A 25,174-nucleotide genomic window follows, 5' to 3' on the forward strand; every position below is an offset into this window, starting at 1 on the left:
CGGCCCGGACGGGTCCGCTCACGTGAAGACGCAGTGTAACGGGCTAGCAACGGGTCGACAATCTACGGTCGGCGAAGCTGGCCCCGGTTCAGCGGCGCCGCTCGCGCAGCTTAGCGGCTTCGCCCGGACGGGCGCTGCTCGAGGAAGCGGAGCTGGTCCAGCAACATCTGGGCTTTGGGCATCGCCGCTCCGGCGCGCTCGGCGGCCGCGATCGGGTTGCCCAGAATCGCCTGCAATTCCATCGGTCGCCCCGCTTTGTAGTCCAACCGCATGCTGCTGTCGTAGGGAACCATGTTTCGCGTGTGCTCCATCGTCGTCTCGATGGCGTCCTCGGGCTGGGGACGACCGCAGGCGGCCGAGCCAGCGGCGACCTCCTGCATGATCTCGCGGGCCAGTCGAGTGGCCGCGGCGTTGTTCATCAATTGATCGGTCGCCGCATCCAGCACGACGCTCAGCCCATTAAAGGGAATGTTCCACATTAATTTCCGCCACCGCGCTCGCCACAGATCCCCGGTCGCCTGGGCGTCGATCCCGGCTGACTTGAGATCCGCCGCCAAAGCCTGCAGTGGTTCATCGACCCCCACCGGCGGTTGGTCCGCCGGTGAATAGCGTCCGAACAGGATGCGTCCGTAGTCCAAATGGTGGATGTGTCCGGGGCCCACCTTGTTGCTGCACAGAAAACAGCAACCGCCCAGCACGCGGTCCGGCCCGACAACGGCCGCCGTATCCGCTTCGACATCCAGACCGTTCTGCAGGACCAGAACCACGCCGTCCCGGCCGGCCGCCGCCGGCAACAGCTCGGGCAATAGGTGATTATGAGTGGTTTTCAGGCCCAGGATCGTGACGTCACAGGCGGGCATCTTGCTGGCGTCGTCGTACACCAGCACGTCGTTCAGGTGAAAGTCGCCGTTCTTCGAATCGATCTGCAGGCCATGCTCGCGAACATGGTCGGCGTCGGAGTGCAGCAGAAAATGCACCTCGAATCCGGCCCGCGCCAACATGGCTCCGTACAGCCCCCCCAAGGCTCCGCTGCCGATGACGGCAAATCGACGTTTCGACATTCCCGTGACCCATCCATTCGTTGTGAGTGCAGATTGAACGACTTCGCCCACCATAAGGAACGAAGCCGGGGTAGGGGAGGGAGGGCGACAGCCACAGCGCACAGGCTCCGCCGCGACGATGGCCGGCGATTGCAGGGTCGCTTATAATGAGCCGCTATCCACTTCGTACGAATCGCGTCACTACCTTGCGCGATCGAATCCCGACTAGTGCTGTCTCAGCTTTCGATCTTACGTTCTGGCCGTAGCTGAAGTCGCCAGACTTTGGACTGTTTCGCCGCCTCGATCCAATCTCTGGCGAGATCGGCTACCCTAAAGTTAAATCTGGACGAACCACCTGCGGCGCCCTCGCCCCCTTTTTCGGACTGAACGCCCCGATGCCGTTGTTTTTTCTTGCTACCGCCGTCCTGCTGGCCGGCGGTCTGTTCGTGGAGGTCCAGCCGGTCGATGGCGAAGCCTATCAAGCGGAACTGGTCGGGGCCGTCGAGGGGGCGGTGCAGTTAAATGTCGATGGAGAAACGCGCCAGGTGCCGCTGGCGGACCTGCGAAGTTTGCGACGTAGCGAAGCGGACGATCGCGTCGCGGCGTCGATGACAGCCACCTTTCGCGATGGCACCCATCTACCGATCGACGACGTGACGGTTGCCGAAGACCGCGTCGCGTTGAAGCTGCGCCGGCAAGGCGTTTTGGAAGCCCCCCTGAAGCAGTTGGCGGTGCTGCGGCTGCGGCCCGCAGCGGCGGCGGTCGACGACCAGTGGGCGGGCTACACGTCCAAGCCGCAGGCCAACGATCAATTGGTCATCCGGCGGGGCACCGATACGCTGGACGCGGTGGGCGGTGCGGTCACCGGGATCGATAACCGGACGGTCCAGTTCCTGCTCGACGGCGCGCCGATCGATGCTCCCTTTGATCGACTGGAAGGCATCGTGTTTGGCGGCGCGGACGCGCCGAGCCAGCGTCCCGAGATGCGCATCACCGACGTGTACGGCGCGGTCTGGAACGCGCGGGCCATCTATGCTGCCGACCAGGCTGGGCACCTGGTTGTGGACACGGTCGGCGGGCTGAAACACCCGATCCGGATCGATCTGCTGCGCTCGATCGAACTGTCGGGCGGCGTCCAGATGTTGACGGAAGCGGAACCGGCACAAGTCACCTTCCAGCCCTTCATCGCTTTGCCCGAAGGCGTCTCGCAAAGCGTCGCTCGAGGCTGGCTGGGTCCGCGCACCCGCGCCGACCAAACGCTGGTGCTCCGCAGCCGAAGCGTTCTGCGCTACCGAGTGGAACCCGGGTTCAGCCGGTTCGTGGCCTCGGTTCAAATCGATCCCACGGTCACTCTGGGCGGGCAGTGCGAGGTCAGGGTCTTGTTGAACGACCGCGTCGCCTGGCAGAAAACGTTGCGGATCGGCCAACCCGCCCAAGAGATCGAATTGCCTTTGGACAATGCCAGCCGGTTGAGCATCGAGGTCGATTATGGCGACGACGGAGACGTCGGCGATATTGTTTTTGTTCGCGAGCCCAGGCTGTTGAAATGATGCCACGGATGTTTCGAAATCTCTCCGCCGTCTTCCTCGCGATTGCCGCGACGACCGCCTGTTGGGCCCAGGCCCCTGCGGTGCTGGAGTTCCAACAACAGCGCGTCGAGGCCATCGAGAGGGCGGTGCCGACGGCCGTCTCGGTGTTCGTGCCCGGCGGCGGCGGCGGGGGCAGCGGCGTCCTGATTTCTCCCGACGGGTACGCGCTGACGAACTTTCACGTCAGCAGTCCCGCCGGCGTGCACATGCGCTGCGGACTGGCCGACGGCAACGTCTACGACGCGGTGATCATCGGAATCGATCCGGTGGGCGACCTGGCGTTGATCCGATTGCTGGGCCGCGACGATTTTCCCGCCGCCACGTTGGCCGACAGTGATCGGGTGCAGCCCGGCGACTGGTGCTTCGTCGTCGGCAATCCGTTTCTGTTGGCCTCGAATCTCCAGCCCAGCGTCTCGTGGGGCATCGTCAGCGGCGTCCGGCGGTATCAGTACCCGGCCGGAACGCTGCTGGAATACGCCAACTGCATCCAGACCGACGCCGCGATCAACCCCGGCAACTCGGGCGGTCCGATTTATGACGCCCGCGGCGATTTGATCGGCATCGTCGGACGAGCTTCCTTCGAAAAACGCGGCCGCGTCAATGTGGGTGTCGGCTATGCGATCTCGATCAATCAAGCCAAGAACTTTCTGGGATACCTGCACAGCGGCCGCGTGGTCGACCATGCCACTCTGGGCGCCACGGTCGTCACCGACAGCGAGGGCGGAGCGGTGGTCAGCAATATTCTGGAATCCTCCGACGCCTACCGCCGCGGCCTCCGCTACGGCGACGAAATTCTCGAACTGGCCGGTCAGCCGATCATGACGGCCAACGATTTTAAAAACGTCCTGGCCACCCTGCCCAAGAACTGGCGTGTCTCGCTGGTCTTCCGACACGGAGGCGAAACGATTGAGACCCTGGTGCGGCTGGCCGGTGTTCACCTGGAAGACGAATTGCTTGAGAAGATGGCCGGCGCTCTGCCGCCGCCGCCGCCGCGTCCGGTCCCGCAGCCGAAACCTGCCGAAAACTCGGAACCCAAACTGGAAGGGGACGCCGAAGAGGACAGCGAAGCGAATCCGCACGCCGGTTCCGACGGCGACGGCCAATTGCCCGACGCCGTAGCCGCCCTGTACGAGCAGCGCCGCGGCTACGCCAATTACCACGTCAACGCCCAGCATCAACAGCGGTTGTGGCACGCCCTGCGGACCGCGCTGCCCGCGGCAACCCCGTCCGAAGATGCCCCGTCCGACTCTGGGGCGGCAAACGAGTGGTATCTGCAGGGCAGCACGCCCCAGGGCCGCTCGGTCGAGATCCTCATCGGCGACGACGTCCAGCAGATCACGCTGGGCGAAACCGATCGCGAAGAAGCGCGGCGGCTGCAATTGCAGGAACCGACGCACGCCTATCAAGCGATCGAGGAAGCGTCCCCGGCCGCGCTGTTGGCGGCACTAGGCAACCTGAAACGCTTTGCACGCTTGGGTCCCGGTCGCTACGGCGACACGTATTACCTGGGCACGATGCCGCTGCTGGGCCAGTGGCCGCTGCGAGACGTCTTGGTGGCCACCGCCGGCGACGTGGAAACCCGTTTCCTGCTGCACGAGGGTCGGCTCGAATCGATCGAAGCCTTTGCCGGCCGCGATAGGGACCCCGCCGAGTTGCTGCTGCGAGGAGCCGGGGCGGAGGATGCTGAGCTGCCGCAAACGCTGGAACTGCGTTTTGGGACGACTCCCGCCCTGATCATCCAGTTGCAATCCTGGACCACGCGTCCCGCCACCCTCCATTCCGGCTCGTCCAGCTGACTTCGCACGTTCCCAAGGTTTCCCTCTGATGGACTTTTCCGCTCGGTTCTGTTTTTCTGATTTCGGTGTCGCATGCCTTCGCCGAATCTGCCCGGTGACTTGGTTGTTGGGCGTGTTGCTGGGCGGGGCAGTGCTCTCACCCGTTACGGCTCAGTCGACCTTGCCGAGTGTGATTCGCGAGAGTCAGCAGCGGGTGGTCAAGGTTTACGGCGCCGGCGGCGTGGCGACGCTGGAAGGGTATCAGAGCGGTTTTTTGGTTTCGCCCGAAGGCCACATCGCGACGGCGTGGAGCACGGTGTTGGATGTGGAACCGGTGGTCGTGCTGGACGACGGTCGCCGCTTCGACGCGGAGATCGTGGGATTTGAACCGACGCTGGAGTTGGCGGTTTTAAAGATCGACGCCGACGACCTGCCCTTCTTCAAGATGCAAAGCGATGTGCCGGTACGGCCGGCCATGACGGTGTTGGCGGTCAGCAACCTGTTTGGCATCGCCGCGGGCAATGAACCGGCCAGTGTGATGCGCGGACGCGTGGCCACGATCGCCTCGTTGGCCGCTCGCCGCGGAACGTTCGAAACCGCTTACACCGGCGATGTCTTGTTATTAGACCTGATCGCCAACAACCCGGGTGCCGCCGGCGGGGCCTTGGTCGACACCCAGGGTCGCTTGATCGGCATGCTGGGCAAAGAGCTTCGTGATGCCGCGACCGGCGTGTGGGTAAACTACGCCGTGCCGGCGTCAAGCCTGCGGCCAGCGGTCGGGGACATCATCGCGGGTCGTCAGAGCACGCCCGTCGCAGATCAACAACCCATGTTGCCGCGTGACGAAGCCCATTCGCTGCAGACGTTGGGGTTGGTCATGGTGCCTGACGTGTTGGAAAAGACTCCGGCCTTCATCGACGCCGTTCCCGCGGGAACCCCCGCCGCCAACGCCGGCCTTCGGCCAGACGACCTGATCCTGTTGATCGGCGAGGACCGAATCGACAGCCAGCGAACGCTGAAGGAAACGCTGCGGCGATTGGATCGTCGCGATGCGGTCGAAGTAACCGTCCAACGCGGCTCGCAGATCGTCCCGGTGACCCTAACCCCAGCCCCCTGAGCCGCAGGCGGGCTGTCGAAGTAGTCCCGTCCGGGAATATGCGCCGGGCGGTTAGGCGCTGGAGCGGCTGATGAATTTGCAGAACCGGCTCAGCTGGCCATCGCTGGTCTTGTCCTCGTGCAAGAATGCGAGCCCGGACTCGTCGAATTTTGCAAAGAAATCTTCCCAGCTGATCGTCGACAATTCGTCATTGCGTTCGCCGTGCGGAAAATCGACCCGCAGGACGCCGACGTCGTCGGCGGACGAGGTCGTGCCTTCGACGGTCGCCGGCACACCTCCGCGGTCTTCCACCCAGCGGCGGATGGTTTCGTGATCAGTCGTCGTCTCGGCCATGGTCGTTTGCTCCTCGATTCTCGTAGACAACAGCGTTGCTCTCGTAGACAACAGCGTTGCCGCTTCCGCCAACCCGGTTCCTCAAACCAACCACTGACGGTACGCGGCGTTTCTTTTTGTAACACTCGGCACAACCGAAGGAGCAACCGACGTGCCAAACGGCTCCCGCAGTGAGCGCGTCTGATACCGGCGGCGGTGCGCCGATTGGGGTGTGCTAGAGTTGTCTCGTCATCGGTCCAATGTCCATCGGTCCAATGCCGACGTTCCTGAGGGGGCGTCGAAGCCGTCTTTCCCTGTTGCAATGCATATGACTACTACGATTGATCTGAGCGATCCAGTCGCACTCGGCAAGATCTCCTGTGGCCGAATTGTCGTCGAACGGGGCAGGGTGGTGGCTCTGCAGCGGCGACTGTTGCCGCGCCAGGTTTCGCTGTTGGGAGTTTGGCTGGACAGCGTGTTTCCGCGAGGGAAAACCGATCGCTGCGTGTTGGACTTTCATCGCCCCTGGGGCTCGCCGGGATTCCTTACCCTGGACTATGTGCGGAGCGGGCCGCAAACCAGCTTCCGCAGTTTTCGTCGCGCCGTTGCGACGTTGGATCAGGTGGCCCGCAGCCAACAAGTCCTGGCCATCGTCGCGCACGTCAGCACCAATGCGATCAGCGACCGCTTGCTACGCCGCTGGGGGTGGCAGCAGCACTGTTTGCACTGGAAGGGCCGGCACTGGATCAAGCGCTTTGACAAGGGTTATCCGGCACCGCTCGAGCACCGGTGCGCGAATGCAGAGGTTGCGCCCGCATCGTAGGTGCGCAAGCGTTAATCCAGCCAACCAGTGGCATAGGCTTCCAGCCTGTGAGCAGTGGCATAGGCTTCCAGCCTGTGAACTGTGGCATAGGCTTCCAGCCTGTGAACCAGTATGTCCTCGGCTGGGACAGCCGAGCTACTCTGTGGCATAGGCTTCCAGCCTGTGAAACCTACGCCAGCCGCCAACGAGCTTGGCGGAGGACGGCGTTGGGGTTTTCCGGGCGGTGCTCGTACCAGACCGTCAACAAGCGGCCGTCCTCCAGCTCGACGGTGCTGGGGTAGCCCAGGTCGCCGCCGTGGCCATCGTCGGAGATCGTGATCGGATCGCTCCAGGACTTGCCGCCGTCCTCGCTGACACGGGCCTGATTGCCGAACGGTTTACGGCGGTAGCCATAGGTCATCAGTAACCGGCCATCGCGGAGCACGGTCAGGAAGGAAGGCAAGCCCCACACGCCGATCGAATGCGGCTCGGACCACGTCTTGCCACCATCGCTGGATTCGGTCTGCAGCGTTTCGCCTTTGTTGGGCGAATTGTGGTTGCGGATGTGGACCACCAGGCGGCCATCGGGCAGTTCCGCGGCGTGCAGTTCGTGATAGGCGCCGGTGGAATCGCCTTGGCGAGCCGGAATATCGCTCAGCCATTGCCAACTCTGGCCGTCGTCGGTCGATTGAGCCAGACCCACGCGACGAGGTTTATCCCAGAGCGCGACGCCGGCGTACAACAGGCGACCATCGGCGGCTTGAATCGGTCCGTGGGGACTGTTGACGATGCTCGAGTAACGCTCCGACCAAGTCACCCCGCCGTCGGTCGATCGAATCATCCACTGCCCCAGTTCCGCCTGCCGTTGTTCGGCGTCGATCCGCTGGTGCACGCCGCGCCAAGCGGCCAGTTTTTCGGCGGACCACGACGAAGCTTCCGGGTCGGCCAATGCGTTCTGAAACGCTTTCGAGTCATAGGCCAACGAGGTGAAGGTCGTCACCAGTAGCGTGCCCTGAGCGGTTTCCAACACGCCCGCGTCGCGGTCATCGATGGGTCCATCGAGCAGGGTTCGCGGCCAGGTCCACGTTTCGCCGTTATCAACCGAACGCATCATGTCCACTCGGCCGAACGGACAGACGTGTTGTTGCCGCCCACCGGACCACACCACCACCAGCTGGCCATTGGCGCGCCGCGTGAGCGTCGGCCAACCGCAGTAGTACTGCGGTGTCTGGCTGATCGTGCGGATCGATTCCACTTCGCTGGTGGTGCCAGCCCATGACGGTGAAGGCAAGGAAGCGGCGACCGACAAAGCGGCAGCGGTCTGAGTGAAACGACGGCGGGAAAGTTTCCAAGACATGAGCGACATCTCGCACGGAAGGAAGGAAAGAAGGAAGAAAGGAAGGGAATGTGGCATAGGCTTAGTAGCTCGGCTGTCCCAGCCGAGGGTTGCGCGGTCTACGGCCGCCCGCGGCCGTGCTACGTTCACAGGCTGGAAGCCTATGCCACTGAGGGCTCGGCTGTCCCAGCCGAGGGTTGCGTGGTCTACGGCCGCCCATGGCCGTGCTACTTTCACAGGCTGGAAGCCTATGCCACTGAGGGCTCGGCTGTCCCAGCCGAGGGTTGCGCGGTCTACGGCCGCCCGCGGCCGTGCAACGTTCACAGGCTGGAAGCCTATGCCACTGAGGGGAACGGCGACGCTTAGAGGTCGTTGTCACGAACGCTGGCCAGCTTGGCCGCCAGCTTGGCTCGTAACCGCCGGACCGTGTCCTGGTGCTGGGGATGATCGGCCAGATTCGTGTACTGCTGGGGGTCGGCCACGGTATCGAACAGTTCGATGCCGCCCGAAGCGTCCTCTTTGTACTGGATGTAGGCCCAGCGAGGTTCCCGCAGCAGAAAGCCTTTGCGCATCGGCGCGACACTGAAGACGCTGTCGTGCACGGTCGCTTCCGGATCATCCAGCAAGACCGAAATGTCGCGGCCCTGAACGTGCTTGGGCACCGGCAAACCGCACAGGCTGGCGACCGTGGGGTACAGGTCCAACAGTTCGACCAGGCTGTCGCACACCGCCGGAGCTTTGCCGGGAACACGGATGATCAAGGGCACCCCGGCCGATTCGTCTCGCAACGAAACCTTGGCCCAAAAATCGTGTTCGCCCAGGTGATAACCGTGATCGCTGGTAAAGATAACGATCGTGTTGTCTTCCAGGTCGGCGTCTTTCAGGGCCTGCATAACCTTGCCCACCTGCGCGTCCATGTAGGCGACCGAAGCGTAGTAGCCGCCGACGGCTTTGCGTTGCCGCCGCAGGTCCATCTTCATGTTCTGACTGGTTTTGTAATTGATGCCCGCCTTGGGGATATCGTCCCAGTCGCCTTCCACCTTGGGCGGCAGCTCCATCTTGCTGTAGGGTTTAAAGGGGTCGAAGTAGGGTCGCGGGGCCACGAAGGGGACGTGAGGACGCACGAAACCGACGCCCAACCAGAACGGTTCATCGCGATGGCTCTGAATCAACTCGCACGCTTTGCGAGCGGTCTTGCCATCGGAGTGCACTTCGTCGCCGCCATCGGCTTCGACCACTACGAACGTATTGCCTCCGACCGCGGGCTTCTTTCCATCGGGGTTGTTTTCCAGCGTTTCGCCATCCCCGGCCGCCTTCCATTCGGGGCCCGGGCTATTGAACCGCTCGGTCCACGAGCGTGGATCGTCCGCCCCGTCGCCCCCGGATTCGATCCCACCGGGCACACCCATGTGAAAGATCTTGCTGACCCGCGCGGCGTAGTAACCGTGGTCCTTGAACAACTGGGACCAGGTTTGGCGGTCGCCGATGCGTTTGCGCGGATTGCGGTAGCCCAGTTCGCCGCTGGCGTGCGGGTAGTAACCGGACATCAACGAGGCCCGCGAAGGTCCGCAGTAGGTGCCTTGGCAGTAGGCCCGCGTGAACCGGGTTCCGCTGGCGGCCAACGCGTCGATGTTGGGCGTCTGACAAACCGAATTCCCATAACACGACAAAGCATTCGCCGTCAGGTCGTCCGAGATGATGAACAACACGTTCCACTGCGGGTTCGCGGCGCTCTCGGCCGACACGTCCGCGGCGGTTGTGGGATTGCAGGTAAAGAAGCTCAGGGCCAGCCCGAGCACGGGAAAAATCGCAAAGGTGGTTTTCATCAAGCTGTGTTTTTTTATCAAGCTGTGGTTTTCATTGCGTCGCGGATACGGTCGACCAACGGCGTGGTCGCTTCGTCGGCAGCTCTCATTTTAAACAGCGAAGCGGCCAGGAAGCGGTCTCGCCACTCGGGGCTGACACCATGGTAATCTTCCAGCACGGCCGAGCTGTACTTGTAGTCGTGGGAATCGCGTCCTTTCAGAAAAATCAAACGGCGGGCATACGTGACCGCGTCGGCAGGGTTGTTGCCGGCGCGCAAGTAGGCCAGCATCTGCGAAGCCGCTTGCGGAGCGTTCTGCCCCAGCGTGTGGAACACTTCGTCCAGTTCGACCGGCGACTGCTCGCCGGCGGGCTGCAAAGTGTCGATTCGCAGGTCGGCCAATTTACCACGATTGAGGGCCGCGTGTCGGAACCGCGATAAAAAGGATGCGTTCTGCAGCAGCAGGTATCGCCGGGTGGCATCGTCGCTGCAGGTTTGAAACACGTAGTGGATGGCATTGGTCGTGGTCATCGCGTGCAGCGGCACGATGGCCGGTTGCCGCATCGTCAATTCGGCGGCCGCGGCGAACAGCGCGTCGTAGATCGATTGCACGGCGACGCCGCGGTTCAATTGTTCGACGACCAGCCGAGCGGCGTCTTCGGAAGACACGTCGCGCAGCGCCGCCAGCAGTTCTTCGGTGGCCGCCGGATCGGCGCGGCCGGCCAACCAGTCGTCTCGAATCTCCTCGGTCCGCTCGCGGTTCAGCCGCCCATCGCGGTCCGCCTCCAGGTCGGCCGTGGCCGGGTTCGGCTCGCCGCTGTGATTCAGCATCGCGTAGACCAAGCTGCGAACCACCGGCTCGGCATGATGCCAACCGATGGTCTGCAGGGTGCGAAAGCCGTTGGCCAGATAGATCACCTTGTGCCCGATGCTGCGGAAGTCGCGAGCGGCGAACTCGGCCAAGACATCGAACACGGTGCCGGCGGAATGTCCGCGGCACAGTCCGGCCGCCGCCACATCGGCGGCCGACTCGTCCCAGTTCTCGAGCGCCTGACGCATGGCCGCGACCGCTTTGTGGGGACGCGGCACCGCGGATTCGTCCACCGCCGCCATCGTCCAGTCGCCCTCGCGCACGTCGCGGGCCTGCGAGCTCTTGAAATTGTCCAGCGTCCAGAAGATGGGCAGCCAGCGGTCGGTGTCGGGAGAGGCCAGCGCCGCCAGGTGCGCCGAGTTGACGACCAATACCGCGTGGAATTTAAAACCCACCGACGGCCGCGGCTGGACATTGCGAATCCCGGCCAACAACAGCGCCGCGACCGTCTGCCGGTAGGTGACCCGCCCATCGCGCACGCGCCGCGCGACCTCTTCGATCACGCGGTCCCGCGGTGTCTGTTCGATCAGGCGGATCAGCGGTTCCAGGTCGTCGGCAAACCGTACGCTGTCGGCCGGCAGGTCGACGTCGGCCGCCGACAGCCGCCCAAGAGAATCCAGCCCCGCCAAGGCTGGCCATGCCGCGGCCGTGGTCGCCGTAGCACCTTTTAGAAACAGCCGTCGCGTTGCAGTGTCCATCGTCGATCCTCGTGGTTTTGGGGAGGTAAGGGGCGGGGGACCATCCTTGTCGGCCGGTAGGGGCGTTGCCGGCAGGTACGGGTCCAATATACCACCGACCGGCAACTCGCCTTTCCAGTGGCATAGGCTTCCAGCCTGTAAACAGTGGCATAGGCTTCCAGCCTGTGAGAGCAGTGGCATAGGCTTCCAGCCTGTGAAAGCAGTGGCATAGGCTTCCAGCCTGTGAAAGCAGTGGCATAGGCTTCCAGCCTGTGAGATTCCCGTAACGGAACTCGCCAGAGCTCGGCCGGGGCCAATCGTTCGGCGGGTACGTCCCCCAAAGTCTGGCGACTTCAGATACCGGGTTAAACTTTGGCGATCCCTTGGATTGGGTAACCAACAGGGGGTCAAACGGGCCCGCAGATCGGCGAGTTCCGAGGATTGATCCTTTCCCAGTTTGCCTCGGCAAGGTAGAATGACCGCAAGCATTCATTGAACTTTCTGGATGATTCCTTACACGGCTACCCTATGGCGCGCGCAGCAAAAACGATCGATCCCAACGCCCCTTTGACGACTCCCGAAGAAAACGTGCTCCGGGTGTTCCGGGAATTTCTGATGCGGCCCGGTCAAATGCTGTGCTTTCACGGCCCGGACTTGGAAAAGCACCGCACGGCCTTGGAGGCGTTGGCGGACCGCGACCTATTGGTCCGCGAGAGTTTCAAAGGCGGCTACTCGCTGACCCTCGATGGTTTCGAAGCGATGAAGGCTTGCACGAGCCGCCCCGCAGCCAAGTGACACAAGTAGCGAGGCTGGACATAGTAGCTCGGCTGTCCCAGCCGAGAGCAGCTAAAAAGTATCACTGCTTTCACAGGCTGGAAGCCTATGCCACTGCTTTCACAGGCTGGAAGCCTATGCCACTGCTCTCACAGGCTGGAAGCCTATGCCACTGCTTTCACAGGCTGGAAGCCTATGCCACTGTTGCCACTGTTAGGCGGCGCCGAAGCTGGGCATGGATTCGATCTCCAGAATCGTTGCCAATGTCTCGCCGATGCCGGCGAAGGTTTCTTGCCGGATCCGCGTTGCCCGGGCCGCCCAGGCCTGGTTCAGATGGACCTCCACGCCCAGGTATTCGGCGGGGCTGTAACGCTCGCGCAGTGATTTGATCAAGCTGTCGCGACGGCCGCGTACCGGATAATTGCGGCGGACGCGCACCCAGGGCACTTCGAAGTACAGCTCCTCGTGCCAGTCCAGGCATAATTCGCGCTCGTCCTCGCGACAGGGATCGTAGACCAGGCCGATGTCGGTGCGACGCGGACCGGATCTGCCCTGCAGCGGAAACGTTCGCACGGCCAGGTGCACCACATAGGCCGACTTCTGCAACAGGTGTTCGATGGCGCTGTGGACCTGACAACGATAGGGTTCGTAAACGTTCCGAACCAACCGTGTGCGAACCGCCTCGGGCAGCCGTTTGGTGTAGCGAGAATACAGTTGTCGGTGGTGCAGCGAATGATTGACATCGATGGCGAGTCGCGAAAACGGGCAGACCAGCAACGGTGCATGCGTCTGTGCGGCCAGCTCGCGAGCGGCAGCCAGAGCGGCTAGGTCGTAGCCCAGGGGTGAAGCTAGATCGGTCGCGGCCGATGCGCTGCGGAAGGCGTCGGCGACGAAGGTGGGAACGCGGTTCCCTCCGTTCTCGCAGGTGATCAGCAAAGACATACTTGCGGCATGCTTTTTGGGTCTTTGAGCTTTTCTGGCGGAAACCCCGTGGCTGCGTTCGCACAGCCATGCCATCCACTGCATTTTGCGGTAAATTTGGTATTGGTGCCATACAAATCCTGCCGTTTACCCGCCTTGATCCCCCCAAAAAGCTGCTAATGCTGCTGTTTCATTCGCCCGAACGCTGGATTTGGATGCTAGCTGCGGTGCCGATCCTGCTGTTCTTCCTGCTCAGGACTCGGCTGCGAAGGCAACCGGCTGCGACGTTAATGTTCTGGGACGAGGTCTTTCCGCAGCGCGAAGCGAGGTCCTTTGGTCGCCGACTGCGACACCCGCTCAGTCTGTTGCTGCAGCTGCTGTTTCTGACGCTCTTGGTGCTGGCCCTGTTGGACCCGTTGTGGTCCAGCCAGAAACGCACCGGCCGCCAATTGGTGTTGGTCCTGGACCGCTCGGCCAGCATGTTGGCCACATCGGACGGACGATCGCGATGGGAGCTGGCGATCGAGGCCGCCGGAGAGCATCTGCGTTCGCTTCGCGCCGGCGAGGAAGTCGCTCTGGTCACCGCCTCGGCCCACCCCGAGTTGGTCGTCAATCTGACCGAGTACGGTCCGGCGGTCGCCGAGACGCTCCAAAGCCTGCAGCCCACCGAAGCGGCGGCCGATATTGCGGCCGCCATCGAGACGGCGTTTCAGGTGGCCCCGGATCCCCGCCGCCGCGACGTGGTGCTGATCAGCGATGGCGGCTGGAACCAAACGTCGCGAGAGTCCATCCAGGAGCGCCCCGGGGTACGGATCCAGCGCGTGGGCTCCAGCGTCGCCAATGCGGCCATTACCCGTTTCCAAACCCGCCGCTCTCTGACCGATCCCACCGGCTACGCCACTTTGGTCGAAGTCCATTACTTTGCCGACGACGAGCAACCGCTGACCTGCCGGTTGGTCCTGCAGTTCAATGACCAGTTGTTGGATGTCGTCCCCCTGCAGCTGCAACCCGGACAACCATGGCGGCGTACCTTTACCGAAGCCAGCACCGAGGGCGGTGTCTTAACGGCCAGCCTGGAAGCCGACGATGGGCTGCGACTGGACAACCACGCCGCGGCGGTTCTGCCCGCTCGGCAAAGCGTGGAAATTAATTTGGTTCGCCCCGGTGCCACGACCGACCAACCGGCGTCACAGCCGGCCCGCGAAACCGGACAGGCGGAAACCAACGGACAGGCGAAAACCGCCGAGCCGTCACCGTCCGCCGACGCATCACCGTCCGCCGACACGTCACCGCGGTTCCTCGAGCAGGCGCTGCGAGCGCTGCCGCACGTTCGCCTGGCGGTGACCCCCAAGGCGATTCACCCCGCCCCCGTCGGCGGCGTGGCGGTGCTGGACCGAGTCGTACCGGAGTCGCTGCCCGACGGTCCGCTGCTGTTCATCAATCCGCTGGCGGACAGCCCGTTCTGGACCCTGGGACCACCGCTCGGTGACGCCGTTGTGGAGCAGCCTCGGTCCGCTTCGCCGCTGCTGGCTCACGTGCGACTTCAAAACGTGGCGGTCCGCGGCGCCCTACCGCTGCGGATGAACCAACCCAGCACGACGCTGTTGCGCACCGCCGACGGCCAGGTGCTGATGGCTTCGTTTGTCGACACCACAGCCGCTCGCGCCCGCCGCGTGGTCGTGCTCAGCGTTCCGCTCGACCAGACCGACCTGCCACTGCGGGTCGCATTTCCGATCCTGATCGCCAACGCCATCCATCACTTGACCGACCACGACCAACACCTGCAGACAGCGCTGCAAACCGGCAGAATCGCCACGTTGTCCGCGGAATTTCTGAACGGTGCTGAACCGTCCGCCGCATCGTTGCCGGGCGGTTCGGCGGGATCCGACCCGGGGCACGACGGCGAGAGCGTGACCGAAGAGAACACGTCCGATGCCGCGGCCGACGACACCCCGCCTCGCGTCCAGACGTGGACTCTGGTCGGACCGCTGGCAGACGTTGGCTCCGAGCGGCGAACCGTATCGCAGCCAGAGGATTCCGCGGCACGCTCGTGGCCGGTCCGCGTCGACGAGCGAGGCGCCACGATCGGACCGCTGTCACGCACCGGGGTGTATGCGATGCGTCCGCCGCGGCGGCAGCGCAGCGCCCAGCAGCGTTTGCTGGCGGTGAATCTGACCGACCGCCAGGAAAGCGACCTGACGATGTCGCCGGAGGGCGCGTCGCCCGAGCCGGACCAGGACCGGCCCCCGGTGCGGCGACCGCTGTGGTTCTATCTGGTGCTGCTGGGCGTCGGCCTGATCGTTAGTGAATGGGTGTTGTACCAACGCAGGATGGTCGGTTGAGTATGGATGCTTGGAACGATCTCCAGCTGCAGTGGCTGTACCCGCGGGTGCTGTGGTGGTTGCTGTTGGTCCTGCCGGTTTTGGTTGGCTTTCACTTCCGCAGCCTCAGCGATTTTCCGCTCTGGCAGCGTCGTCTCAGCCTGGCTCTGCGGATCGCCCTGGTCGTGTGTTTGCTGCTGGCCCTCAGCGGTGTGATGCTGCTGGCCCCGACCCAGCGTCAAATGATCGTGTTTGCGGTGGACCAAAGCCAAAGCATCGACGCGGCGGCCGCGGACGAAGCGCAAGCGTTTCTTGCGGACGCCGTACAGATTGCCGAGGACCGCTCCGACGTAACGCTTCGTTATGTCACGTTCGGTGCGGAGGCCGCGGCTGCGACCGACGCGCTGCCGGACACCGCGGGCGCCCGCCCCGGTGAATCGACCCGCGTCCGCGAACCGGTGCTCGGAACCCACCTCGCAGCGGCCCTCGAAGCGGCCGCGGCAACGGTGCCGCCTTCCTACGTGCCTCGTCTGGTCTTGCTCAGCGATGGCAACGAGACGGGTGGTGACGCGGTCGCCACCGCGGCCACCGTGGGCGTTCCCATCGACACGGTGGCCCTGCCGGTCCGCCGGGAAGCGGAGGTCCAGCTGTCGGTTGTCGAGGCACCGAATCAGGTTCGCCAGGGACAACCCTTCTACGTCGACGTCGTGGTCAGCAGCAATCGGGACACCGCGGGAACGGTCGAGCTGTACCGCAACGACATTCGCGTCGAGACCGACATCGGCCAGGACGTTTCACTGCAGCGAGGCGAGAACCGGTTCCGGTTTCGTCAGACGATCGTCGATCAACGCCAGGTCACCTTCGCGGCCGCGGTGCGAGTCCCCGCCGGCAACGACACGCTGGCGGAAAACAACACGGCCTCGGCGATGGTGTTTTCCGAAGGGCGTCCCCGGGTGTTGGTGATCGATCCGGAGCCCCAGCAGATCGATCCGCTCCGCTGGGCCCTGGACCAACAGGAGATCGAACTGGAGGTACGTCCGCCGGCGGGCCTGCCTCAAGACCTGGCGGGCCTGCAAGGCTTTCAGTGCGTGATGTTGTCCAACGTCCCGGCGACCGCGATGACGGTGGACCAAATGCAACTGCTTGGCACCTGGGTGCAGGAGCTGGGCGGCGGTCTGATCATGCTGGGCGGCGACCAATCGTTCGGGCTGGGCGGGTACTACAAAACCCATCTGGAACAGATCTTGCCGGTGCGTTGCAATTTCGAAAAAGAACGCGAAAAACCGGCCCTGGCCATGGTGTTGGTGATCGACCGCAGCGGATCGATGGGCGGCGAGAAAATTCGTCTGGCGCAGGACGCTGCCGCTGCCGCAGCCGAATTGATTGGGCCTCGCGATTCGCTGGGCGTGATCGCTTTTGACAACGAGACCTACTGGGTCAGCCGTCTGTTGCCGGGCACCCAGCGGGGTACGATTCTCGAACAGATCGCCACGATCGATGCGGGCGGCGGAACCAATATGTATCCGGCCATGCAGCAGGCCTACGAGGCTCTGGCCGACGCTTCCGCACAGCGCAAACACTGCCTCCTGTTGACCGACGGCATCTCTTCGCCGGGACCGTTCGCCCAGCTGGCCACGGAGATGTTCGATCACCAGATCACCGTCACGACGGTGGCCCTGGGCGATGGCGCCGACCAACAACGTTTGGAAGAGATTTCACGACTGGGCGGCGGACGTCACTACGTCTGCCAGGACCCGCAGTCGGTGCCCCAGGTTTTTGCCAAAGAAACCGTTCAGGCCAGCAAGGAAGCGCTCCAGGAGGAGCCGTTCCTGCCGCTGCTGGTCCGTCCCACCGAGGTGCTTTCGGGCGTTGATGTGGAGCTGAGTCCGCTGTTGCTGGGTTACGTTGTTACGGAAGCAAAACCGACCGGCCAGACGATCCTCTCGACCGAAACCGGCGACCCGTTGTTGACGTGGTGGCAGTATGGGTTGGGCAAGACCGTCGCGTTCACCAGCGATGTGAAAAGCCAGTGGGCCGCCGAGTGGCTGGCCTGGCCCCAGTTCGGCCAGTTTTGGGCCCAGGTCATCCGCCACACGATGCGCACCGACGATCATCAGGGCATCTTCGTCCGCCTGCAAAGCGAACAGGATCGGACGCGGTTGATCGTCGACGCGGTGGACCCCCAGGGCGGCTTTGTCGATCAGGCCGAGGCGACGCTGAATCTGATCGGTCCGGATCAACAGCGTCGCCGGATGACCTTGTTGCAAACCGCGCCAGGTCGCTACGAAACCACCTTTGCCAGCAACCAGAGCGGGGCTTACCAGATCGATCTCGCTGTGGAAGCGGGGTCCCTCAAACCGCTGCGGCAATCACGCGGATTCGTCGTGGGCTATCCGGAGGAACTGCGATTACGACCGGCCGCGACCGAAACCCTGCAGGCCATCGCCCGGGTCAGTGGCGGACGCTACGCGCCGTCGCCGGCGGAGGTGCTCCGCCGCGATGCTCGGCACAGCCGTCTGCCGATCGTCGCCTGGCCCTATCTGCTGATGACCGCCGTGGTCTTGTTCGTAATGGACGTCGCGGTGCGGCGGATCGTGCTCGAGATCGCTTGACGCCGCGATCGACGATTCCGTACTGTGCCGCGATGCACGCTCTAGCGCTCCGTCCGCTCGCGGCCGCCGGTCGCCGTTTCAGCATCCTCGTCGCAACGGCGAGCCTGGTGCTCGGTGGGTGTGCGCAGTGGAAGGAAGCCCCGGAACCGCCGACCAAACGCGGCCTACCCGCCGCCACCGTGGCCGACGAAGCCGCCGTCTTGGACGTGATCTTCTGGCCCGTCCCGCTGGAAATCCCAGGCGCACTGAGCGAGCCGATCGGGGCCGCGGACCAGACCGCCACCACGGTGGATCCGCTGGACATGCTGTGGCGCGAAGTCGACGAATTAGCCGTCCCGGCAGACACCCGCCAACACCTGATCAACAACGGCCTGCGCGCCGGGCGCATCGAGCATATCGAACAATGGATCGAGCGGATCGGTTTGCCGCAGCCGGCCGATGCCTCGGAACAACTGATGCAGCAGGCGGCCGTCTCGTCGGAAATCGCTCACTCCCGCCACCGGATTCCGTTTCGCAACGGCCAGCCGCAGGACTTTGCGATCCGCCAAACCGCCGCCGGCAATCAGAGCGTGCTGGTCCGCAGCGGCAGCACCAGCCACGGCCGCAGCCTGGAACAGCCGCAGTTTTTGTTGACCGTGCAAACGCATCCCGAACCGGATTCCCGCGTCCGAGTGCGGACTTGGCCGCGGATCGAACACGGTCCCTTTCGGCAATCCTACGTCAGCAACGATCAAGCGATCCGCATGAACAGCCGCCGCGACAGCTGGCCGCTGCACGAGCTGGCGATCGAGCTGGCCTTGGACCAGAACCAAACCCTCATCGTTGCTCCGGCTCGAGACGCCTTCGGACTGGGCAAACAACTGTTGACCGACGTCGGTCCCGACGGCAGCAAAGAGCGGGTCGTGATTCTGATCCGGCTGGCTCGCAAGCCACAGCCGAAGCTCTAGGCGCTGCGGCATCCATAGCGCCCTGCCCACTGCGACACCACTTTCCCGCGCCGCGAGAGGGTCGCGTCTGACAAGGGGATCGCACGCTATAATGCGTCCATGCACTGCGATTTAGACAGCACCGTTCCCGAGTGGATCATCGAATACCCGCAGACCGAAGGCCTGTTTCGGCGGCTGGAGCTGGAGATGCACTGCGGTGGCAAGTCGCTGCGGTATGTCTGCCAACAACGCGGACTCGATCCGCTGGAGGTGCTCGGAGGGCTGCGTGCCGCCGTCCGGTCCGACGACTCGGCCGCCGACGACGACGCCGCACAATAAGCGGCAGCATCGCTGTGGGGCAGATTGCCCCAGCGTGGTTTAGCGCCCCGGCGAGGCCGCCTGACCGGCTCCCAGAAGAGGTGCCTGCCGGAAAATGCGCGAGATTCTTATTTCGCCTCAATTCCCTGGGTTTTCCTGCGAAACGTCGGCCTTGTTCCTGCGTCCGGCCAGCGCGTGGCACACCAGCTGCTTTATCGCTTCGTCGCTCGGGTCGCCGGTGGTTGCTGGCGACCGCACCAGCCTTATCACCACAAGATGGAATCAAGGATATGAAGCGAACGAAATCACGCATTTGGGCGGCCGGTATCGCCGCCCCGGCCGTGTTGACGACCGTCGGACTCTTGGTCGCAGCCGGCCCCTCGAACAGCCCGGCCGTGGACGTCCAAGCGGCGTCCGCGACGGCGGCTCGCGCCACCGTACCGCCGCTGTCTGCCGAACAGATGAACGTCGCCAACTCGCTGTCGCAGGCCTTCCGCAATGTCGCGGACCGAGTTCTGCCGGCGGTCGTGGCTATTGAAACCCGACCGGACCGGACCGCAATGGCATCCGACGGCGATGCGGGTCACGGCACCCACCGCCGCCCGAATCAAAACCCCTTCAAGGGCACTCCCTTCGAAGACATGTTCCGCGACGGCCGCCTGCAACAGGCACCACACAAGTCGCCTCCGCGTCAGTCACCGCCGGGTCGCGCCGGCATCGGCTCGGGCGTGATCATCGATTCGGCGGGGATCGTGTTGACCAATAATCACGTGGTCGCCGGCGGCGGAAAAGTGATCGTGCGCACCCAACAGGGACGCGAGTACGAAGCGATGGAGGTCTACACCGACCCCAAGACCGACATCGCCGTGGTCCGGATCGAAGGAGACGACACGCTGGTCAGCGCTCCGCTGGGCGATAGCGAGACGGCCGCCGTGGGCGACTGGGTCGTGGCCCTCGGCCAGCCCTTTGGTCTGGAGAGCACGGTGACGGCCGGCATTATCAGCGCCAAGAACCGCGGCATCGGGATCACCGACCGCGAGAACTTTATCCAAACCGATGCGGCCATCAACCCCGGCAACAGCGGTGGACCGCTGGTCAATCTGCACGGCGAAGTGGTCGGCATCAACACGGCCATCTCTTCACGTGGCGGTGGCAACAACGGCGTCGGCTTTGCGGTGCCATCGAACCTGGCCCGCTGGGTCAGCGACCAATTGGTCCGCAGCGGCACGGTCCGGCGAGCTTACCTGGGCGTTGGGATCCAACCGGTCTCGTTCGAACTGGCAGAGCAACTGGGCGTCTCGCCCAAGAGCGGTGTGGCGGTGACCAACGTGTTCGCCGACACACCGGCCGCGGAAATGGGCTTGCAGAGCGGTGACGTGGTGGTCCGTTTCGGTGACCAGGCCGTCAGCTCGCCCCAGCAGTTGCAGTTGGCCGTCGAACGCTCGGCCTTGGGAAGCACGGTTGCCGTGGAGGTCATCCGCGACGGTCAGACGATCATGCTCGAGTACGAACCGGCAACGTCACCGGAATCGTCGACGGCCAGCCAACCGGCGACCGAAGCCGCGGAGCCTGCCGTGCGGCCGATGGGTCTGGAAGTTGCCCCGTTGAGCGAGCGGGTCGCCAAACAGTTGGGCGTTGAAGACGCAAACGGCGTGGTCATCACCGCTGTCCAGCCCGGCAGTGCGGCGGCCGAAGCCGGACTGAAAGCCTCGATGGTGATTCGCCAGGTGAATCGTCAGGATGTGGAAAGCCCCGAGCAGTTTGCTCGGGCGGTCCAAAACGACGAGGATGGCAGGATCTTGTTGCTGATCGGCACCAGTGATGGCTCACGCTTCGTCGTTGTGGACGGATCGTAGACGAGCCCCAGTCGCCACTCGCGAGGGGAGCACCGATGAAACTCGCCGCCAAATTAATCCTGCTGTTCATGCTGGGCGTCTTTGGAATTGTCGCGCTCTTTTCGTGGCAAACCATTCGCCGCCAGCAGCACTGGGATGAAGTGCGGCGAGCCCATCATGCCAGCGATTTGGTGGCCGCTTTGAAACCGGCCATCGATCGCGCCTACCGCGAGGGCGGCGCGGTGACCATCGAAGAGGCCATCGAGGTCTCGGCTCAGTACGTGCCGGGACAAAAGATGCGCTGGATCGACGGCGAGCGATTGAACGATCATGCCGGCCGCGGCACGGCCACGATCACCTCCAGAAAAACCTCCAGCATCTCGGTCTTCGACAGCGAAGGCGCGGCCGTTGCCCACACGGTGGTTCCGTTGGTCGTCGACGGCCAGACCGCCGGCGGCATCGAGATCTCCGAACCCGCCCAGCATTCGCATCGGCTGGTCCGAGATTCTCTGGTCGCGTCGCTGCTGTCCCTGCTGGGCGTCGCCGTGCTGTCGGCCGGCGTGATCTACTGGGGCGGCGTGCGCTGGGTAGGCAAACCGCTGGAACGTCTGATCGATCAGGTGCACCGCATCGGCGAAGGCGATCTTTCCCAGCCGCCGGCACTTCGCCGCAACGACGAACTGGGTGCGTTGGCCGTCGCCATCAGCGAAATGAGCGGCCGACTGGATCAACAAAAGCAGGCGATCCGGCACGCCGACCGCTTGGGTACCGTAGGCACCCTGGCCGCCGGGATGGCTCACGAAATGGGTACCCCCCTGAACGTCGTCTCGGGCCGCGCAAATCTGATCGCCAGCGGGAAACTGTCGCCGAATGAGGTCCAGCGAAGCGCACTGACGATCAAGAGCGAGGCCGATCGGATGGCCAATATCATCCGGCAGCTGCTGGATTTTTCGCGGCAAACGCCTCAGCCGCACGCGCCTCTGGACCTGCGCGACGTGGCCCGCAAGACCTGCCACCTGCTGGAACCGCTGGCCGAAAAAGCTGACGTAGAGATCGACCTGCAGTGCGCCCCGCAGCCCTGCACCATCAACGGGGACGCCGCCCAAATCCAACAGGTGTTGACCAACCTGTTAACCAATGCCGTGCAAGCGATGACCGACCCCGGACAGGTGCAGGTTCGTGTCCAGCATGAGACCGCCCCGGAACCAGCGGTCACGGTCCAGGTAACCGATCAGGGCCGGGGGATCCCACCGGACGACCTGCAGCGCGTCTTCGAACCGTTCTACACCACCAAAGACGTGGGGCAGGGCACCGGCCTGGGATTATCGATCGCCTATGGGATTGTGAAAGAACATGGCGGAGACATCCATGTCCACAGCCGCGAGGGCGCGTGCACGACGTTCCTGGTCCGTTTTCCCGCCGTCGATGCGCTGCCGCAACCCCCACCGCGGAGTGAAAGCATGCCTCCCCCACAAAACTCGCCTTCCACGGAATCCGCCCAGCCATGAGTGACGTCTTTGCCCAGTCGCGTGTGTTGATCGTCGACGACGAACAGAACATGTGCGAATTGATCGAAACCGACCTGCGACTCCGCGGCCTGGCCAGCCGCTGGGTGTTGTCCGCTGCCGAAGCGGTCGAGCGGATGCACGAGGAAGATTTCGATGCCGTGCTGACCGACGTGCGGATGCCGGGAACGACCGGTCTGCAGCTGTGCCAACAACTGTCGAAGTTGCGTCCCGACGTGCCGGTGATCGTGATGACGGCTTTCGGGACGCTGGAAACAGCCATCTCCGCGATGCGTAGCGGCGCCTACGACTTCATCACCAAACCCATCGAGATGGACCTGTTGGCGATCACGCTCCGCAGGGCCCTGGAGCATCGTCAGTTGTCCCAGCAGGTGCGGCTGTTGGAAGCCTCCGCAAACCAACAAGCCAGCTTTGGCGAGATGATCGGTCGCAGTCCCGCGATGGTCCGCCTGTACGACCAATTGCAACGCGTCGCCCAGTCCGACGCAGCGGTACTGATTCAAGGCGAAAGCGGAACCGGCAAGGAACTGGTGGCCCGGTCGATTCACAGCCACAGCCGCCGCAAGGACCATCCCTTTGTTGCGGTCAACTGCGCGGCCTTGACCGAAACGCTTTTGGAAAGCGAATTGTTCGGGCACGTGAAGGGTGCCTTTACCGACGCGCAAGGGTCGCGCCGCGGCCTGTTTCTCGAAGCCCACGGCGGCACGCTGCTGCTGGACGAGATGGGCGAGATGCCGATGTCGATGCAAGTCAAACTGCTGCGGGCACTCGAAGAGCGAACGGTGCGCGCGGTGGGCAGCGACCGCGAACAGGCTTTCGACGTGCGCGTCCTGACGGCCACCAACCGCGACCTGGAAACCGCCGTGGCCGAAGGTCGCTTTCGCGAAGACCTGTACTACCGCATCAACGTCATCGGGCTGGAACTACCGCCGCTTCGCTCGCGCGGAACCGACACGCTGCGGCTGGCCGAACATTTTCTGAAGCAATTCGCTGCCGCCGAAAACAAAGCCGTCGAGGGACTGGCCGAAGGCGTCGCCGAAAAACTGCTGGCCTATTCCTGGCCGGGCAATATCCGCGAGCTGCGGAACGTGATCGAACGCGCCGTGGCCCTGACCCGCTACGACAAAATCACCCTCGAAGATCTGCCCGAAAAGATCAGCCAGTACCGGGCCGACACGGTTTTTATCGGTGGTCTTGATCCTGCCGAACTGGTCACGATGGAAGAGATCGAGCGACGCTACATCGAGCATGTGCTGGCCGCGGTGGGTGGCAATCAGACGCAGGCGGCAAGAATTCTGGGGCTGGACCGCAAAACGATTTACCGAAAAATCAAGCAGGAGGCGAAATAAGCGGTCGACCGGCAAGCCAAATTGCCAGTTTTGCGACGCCTCGCCGCCAACAGGCGTTGAAAGATCGCGGCGAATATGGCATATTCCCGCCCATCTCAGCGGCCGACGATCCGTCGCGGCCGCAAAAGACGAAGCACGGGCTGTAGCGCAGTCTGGTTAGCGCGTTTGACTGGGGGTCAAAAGGTCGGAGGTTCGAATCCTCTCAGCCCGACTTCGTTTTTTCTTCTTGCCCGATGCTGGGCCCGGCTCGTAAACCGGCTGGAACACCGAGGCCGTACGCGACTGTTGTCGCGCCTTTCTGCAACCGGTGACGGGCACGCTTGTTGTGCAACGTGCGGACGCGGCATTTGACCACCGCCCCGGCACGACCTATAAAAACTACTCCCCACGGTGCAGTTTTGACAGCCGGTCGGTGCCGGGCTGCCGAGGAGGATTGCCGAAGCGGCCAGCCCGATACTCGGAAATGCGATGCTCGGAAATGCACTGGGGCGGCAGTAACCGGAATTCAAACGAAAAGGCGATTCATGAAGACGCGAAGCGGTGTAGCGATGTTTGCGGGTATCGCCCTGATGATCTTGATCAGCATGACCGCAGGCAGCCGGGCCGAGGAGGCGGCGCCGCCTTCCGGTGATCCCGCCGATAGGGCTGCGGTCGCGGTTGATTCCACCGCCAAACTTGCCGCCGCGAAAGACGTCGACGAAGCGCGTGCCCGAGCTCGCTTGTTGGCCGAACTGAGCAACGGCGCCCTACAGGTCATGCACCGCGACTTCTTCGACGAAGAGGATGCGGTCGCAATACCATCGGCCTCGCTGGAGGACGTCTTTCACGAGCTGGAGATTCAGTTCGATGTCCGCACCGAGTGGTTGGTCGTCAACGCCGACGCGCTGAACGTGGACCATCGCCCCAGCGACGCGTTTGAGCGGCGGGCCGCGGAGCTGTTGGCCGACGGAGCGGCGTACGCCGAAGCGACCGAGGAGGGACGCTACCGCTTCGCCAGCCCCGTGCGGCTGGCTTCGCAGTGTTTGAAGTGCCATCTGAAACGCCGCTCGAGCAACAAAGATCGCCTGGCCGCACTGACGCTTTCGATTCCGTTACAGCCAGCCGCAGGCAGCGAATAGTCGCGGACGTCCGAACCGATTGAACGGGGCCGACGAAGCGCCCCTGTGCATCGCGCTGCGCTGCCGGGGTCGCGGCTTGAAAACCCCTACTAGGCGGAGCAGGGTGGCGGTGTATTCTGAGCGGTGTCGCTGACTGGCCTTCACCCAAATC

At 63.7% G+C, this 25,174-nt stretch carries 19 protein-coding genes and 1 tRNA gene; 14 read left to right on the forward strand and 6 right to left on the reverse strand.

Annotated features, from left to right (window positions below; translation table 11 throughout):
• Positions 1-110: 110 nt before the first annotated feature.
• The gene (locus tag GE027_RS02850) at positions 111-1,061 is read right to left on the reverse strand and encodes a putative 2-dehydropantoate 2-reductase (RefSeq protein WP_153555669.1); all 951 of its coding nucleotides are present in this window, start codon (positions 1,059-1,061) and stop codon (positions 111-113) included.
• Between the two features lie 380 nt (positions 1,062-1,441).
• On the opposite strand from GE027_RS02850, the gene GE027_RS02855 reads away from it, so the two are divergent.
• From GE027_RS02855 to GE027_RS02865, 3 genes are all read left to right on the forward strand, one after another.
• Positions 1,442-2,590, forward strand: a complete 1,149-nt coding sequence (locus GE027_RS02855) for an NPCBM/NEW2 domain-containing protein (RefSeq protein WP_162006545.1) — start codon at positions 1,442-1,444, stop codon at positions 2,588-2,590.
• An 8-nt stretch (positions 2,591-2,598) separates the two neighbouring features.
• Positions 2,599-4,425 (forward strand): S1C family serine protease, encoded by a 1,827-nt coding sequence (locus GE027_RS02860; protein WP_237607211.1) that lies wholly within the window; start codon positions 2,599-2,601, stop codon positions 4,423-4,425.
• Positions 4,426-4,519: 94 nt separating this feature from the next.
• Complete coding sequence (locus tag GE027_RS02865; RefSeq protein ID WP_315852902.1) at positions 4,520-5,521, forward strand: S1C family serine protease; 1,002 nt, start codon at positions 4,520-4,522, stop codon at positions 5,519-5,521.
• A 51-nt stretch (positions 5,522-5,572) separates the two neighbouring features.
• Here the strand turns inward: GE027_RS02865 and GE027_RS02870 are convergent, their stop codons facing one another.
• Positions 5,573-5,884 carry a hypothetical protein gene (locus tag GE027_RS02870; RefSeq protein ID WP_237607213.1) on the reverse strand — a complete coding sequence of 104 codons (312 nt, stop codon included), beginning with the start codon at positions 5,882-5,884 and terminating at the stop codon, positions 5,573-5,575.
• A 277-nt stretch (positions 5,885-6,161) separates the two neighbouring features.
• Here GE027_RS02870 and GE027_RS02875 point away from each other — a divergent pair, with 277 nt between their 5' ends.
• Positions 6,162-6,656, forward strand: a complete 495-nt coding sequence (locus tag GE027_RS02875; protein WP_153555673.1) for a hypothetical protein — start codon at positions 6,162-6,164, stop codon at positions 6,654-6,656.
• A gap of 169 nt (positions 6,657-6,825) precedes the next feature.
• Here GE027_RS02875 and GE027_RS02880 read toward each other — a convergent pair whose 3' ends face one another.
• From GE027_RS02880 to GE027_RS02890, 3 genes are all read right to left on the reverse strand, one after another.
• Positions 6,826-7,992, reverse strand: a complete 1,167-nt coding sequence (locus GE027_RS02880) for a sialidase family protein (RefSeq protein WP_153555674.1) — start codon at positions 7,990-7,992, stop codon at positions 6,826-6,828.
• Positions 7,993-8,333: 341 nt separating this feature from the next.
• Positions 8,334-9,797, reverse strand: coding sequence for a sulfatase (locus tag GE027_RS02885; RefSeq protein WP_153555675.1), 1,464 nt, complete (start codon positions 9,795-9,797; stop codon positions 8,334-8,336).
• A gap of 17 nt (positions 9,798-9,814) precedes the next feature.
• Positions 9,815-11,344 carry a hypothetical protein gene (locus GE027_RS02890; protein WP_153555676.1) on the reverse strand — a complete coding sequence of 510 codons (1,530 nt, stop codon included), beginning with the start codon at positions 11,342-11,344 and terminating at the stop codon, positions 9,815-9,817.
• Between the two features lie 507 nt (positions 11,345-11,851).
• Here GE027_RS02890 and GE027_RS02895 point away from each other — a divergent pair.
• Positions 11,852-12,118: a hypothetical protein gene (locus GE027_RS02895; protein ID WP_153555677.1), complete on the forward strand. Its 267-nt coding sequence runs from the start codon at positions 11,852-11,854 to the stop codon at positions 12,116-12,118.
• A 192-nt stretch (positions 12,119-12,310) separates the two neighbouring features.
• Here GE027_RS02895 and GE027_RS02900 read toward each other — a convergent pair whose 3' ends face one another.
• Entirely contained in the window at positions 12,311-13,039 is a 729-nt protein-coding gene (locus tag GE027_RS02900) for an N-formylglutamate amidohydrolase (protein WP_162006546.1), read from the reverse strand.
• Positions 13,040-13,197: 158 nt separating this feature from the next.
• On the opposite strand from GE027_RS02900, the gene GE027_RS02905 reads away from it, so the two are divergent.
• The 9 genes from GE027_RS02905 (at position 13,198) to GE027_RS02945 (ending at position 25,023) form a co-directional block, all read left to right on the forward strand.
• Entirely contained in the window at positions 13,198-15,360 is a 2,163-nt protein-coding gene (locus GE027_RS02905) for a vWA domain-containing protein (RefSeq protein WP_162006547.1), read from the forward strand.
• 2 nt (positions 15,361-15,362) lie between these two features.
• Complete coding sequence (locus tag GE027_RS02910) at positions 15,363-17,951, forward strand: VWA domain-containing protein (RefSeq protein ID WP_237607239.1); 2,589 nt, start codon at positions 15,363-15,365, stop codon at positions 17,949-17,951.
• Positions 17,952-17,983: 32 nt separating this feature from the next.
• Positions 17,984-18,898: a hypothetical protein gene (locus GE027_RS02915; protein ID WP_162006548.1), complete on the forward strand. Its 915-nt coding sequence runs from the start codon at positions 17,984-17,986 to the stop codon at positions 18,896-18,898.
• Positions 18,899-18,997: 99 nt separating this feature from the next.
• On the forward strand, positions 18,998-19,216 hold the full coding sequence (locus tag GE027_RS23010; RefSeq protein ID WP_153555682.1) for a hypothetical protein: 219 nt from the start codon (positions 18,998-19,000) through the stop codon (positions 19,214-19,216).
• Between the two features lie 269 nt (positions 19,217-19,485).
• The gene (locus GE027_RS02925) at positions 19,486-21,051 is read left to right on the forward strand and encodes a Do family serine endopeptidase (RefSeq protein WP_153555683.1); all 1,566 of its coding nucleotides are present in this window, start codon (positions 19,486-19,488) and stop codon (positions 21,049-21,051) included.
• Positions 21,052-21,086: 35 nt separating this feature from the next.
• On the forward strand, positions 21,087-22,538 hold the full coding sequence (locus GE027_RS02930) for a sensor histidine kinase (RefSeq protein ID WP_153555684.1): 1,452 nt from the start codon (positions 21,087-21,089) through the stop codon (positions 22,536-22,538).
• Positions 22,535-23,905, forward strand: a complete 1,371-nt coding sequence (locus GE027_RS02935; RefSeq protein WP_153555685.1) for a sigma-54-dependent transcriptional regulator — start codon at positions 22,535-22,537, stop codon at positions 23,903-23,905. The genes GE027_RS02930 and GE027_RS02935 overlap by 4 nt, the downstream gene beginning before the upstream one ends.
• A 136-nt stretch (positions 23,906-24,041) precedes the next feature.
• Positions 24,042-24,116 (forward strand) — tRNA-Pro (locus tag GE027_RS02940).
• Between the two features lie 313 nt (positions 24,117-24,429).
• Positions 24,430-25,023, forward strand: a complete 594-nt coding sequence (locus GE027_RS02945; RefSeq protein ID WP_237607215.1) for a c-type heme family protein — start codon at positions 24,430-24,432, stop codon at positions 25,021-25,023.
• Positions 25,024-25,174 lie beyond the last annotated feature (151 nt).

It is taken from the genome of Roseimaritima sediminicola (assembly GCF_009618275.1).
Taxonomy (GTDB): domain Bacteria; phylum Planctomycetota; class Planctomycetia; order Pirellulales; family Pirellulaceae; genus Roseimaritima; species Roseimaritima sediminicola.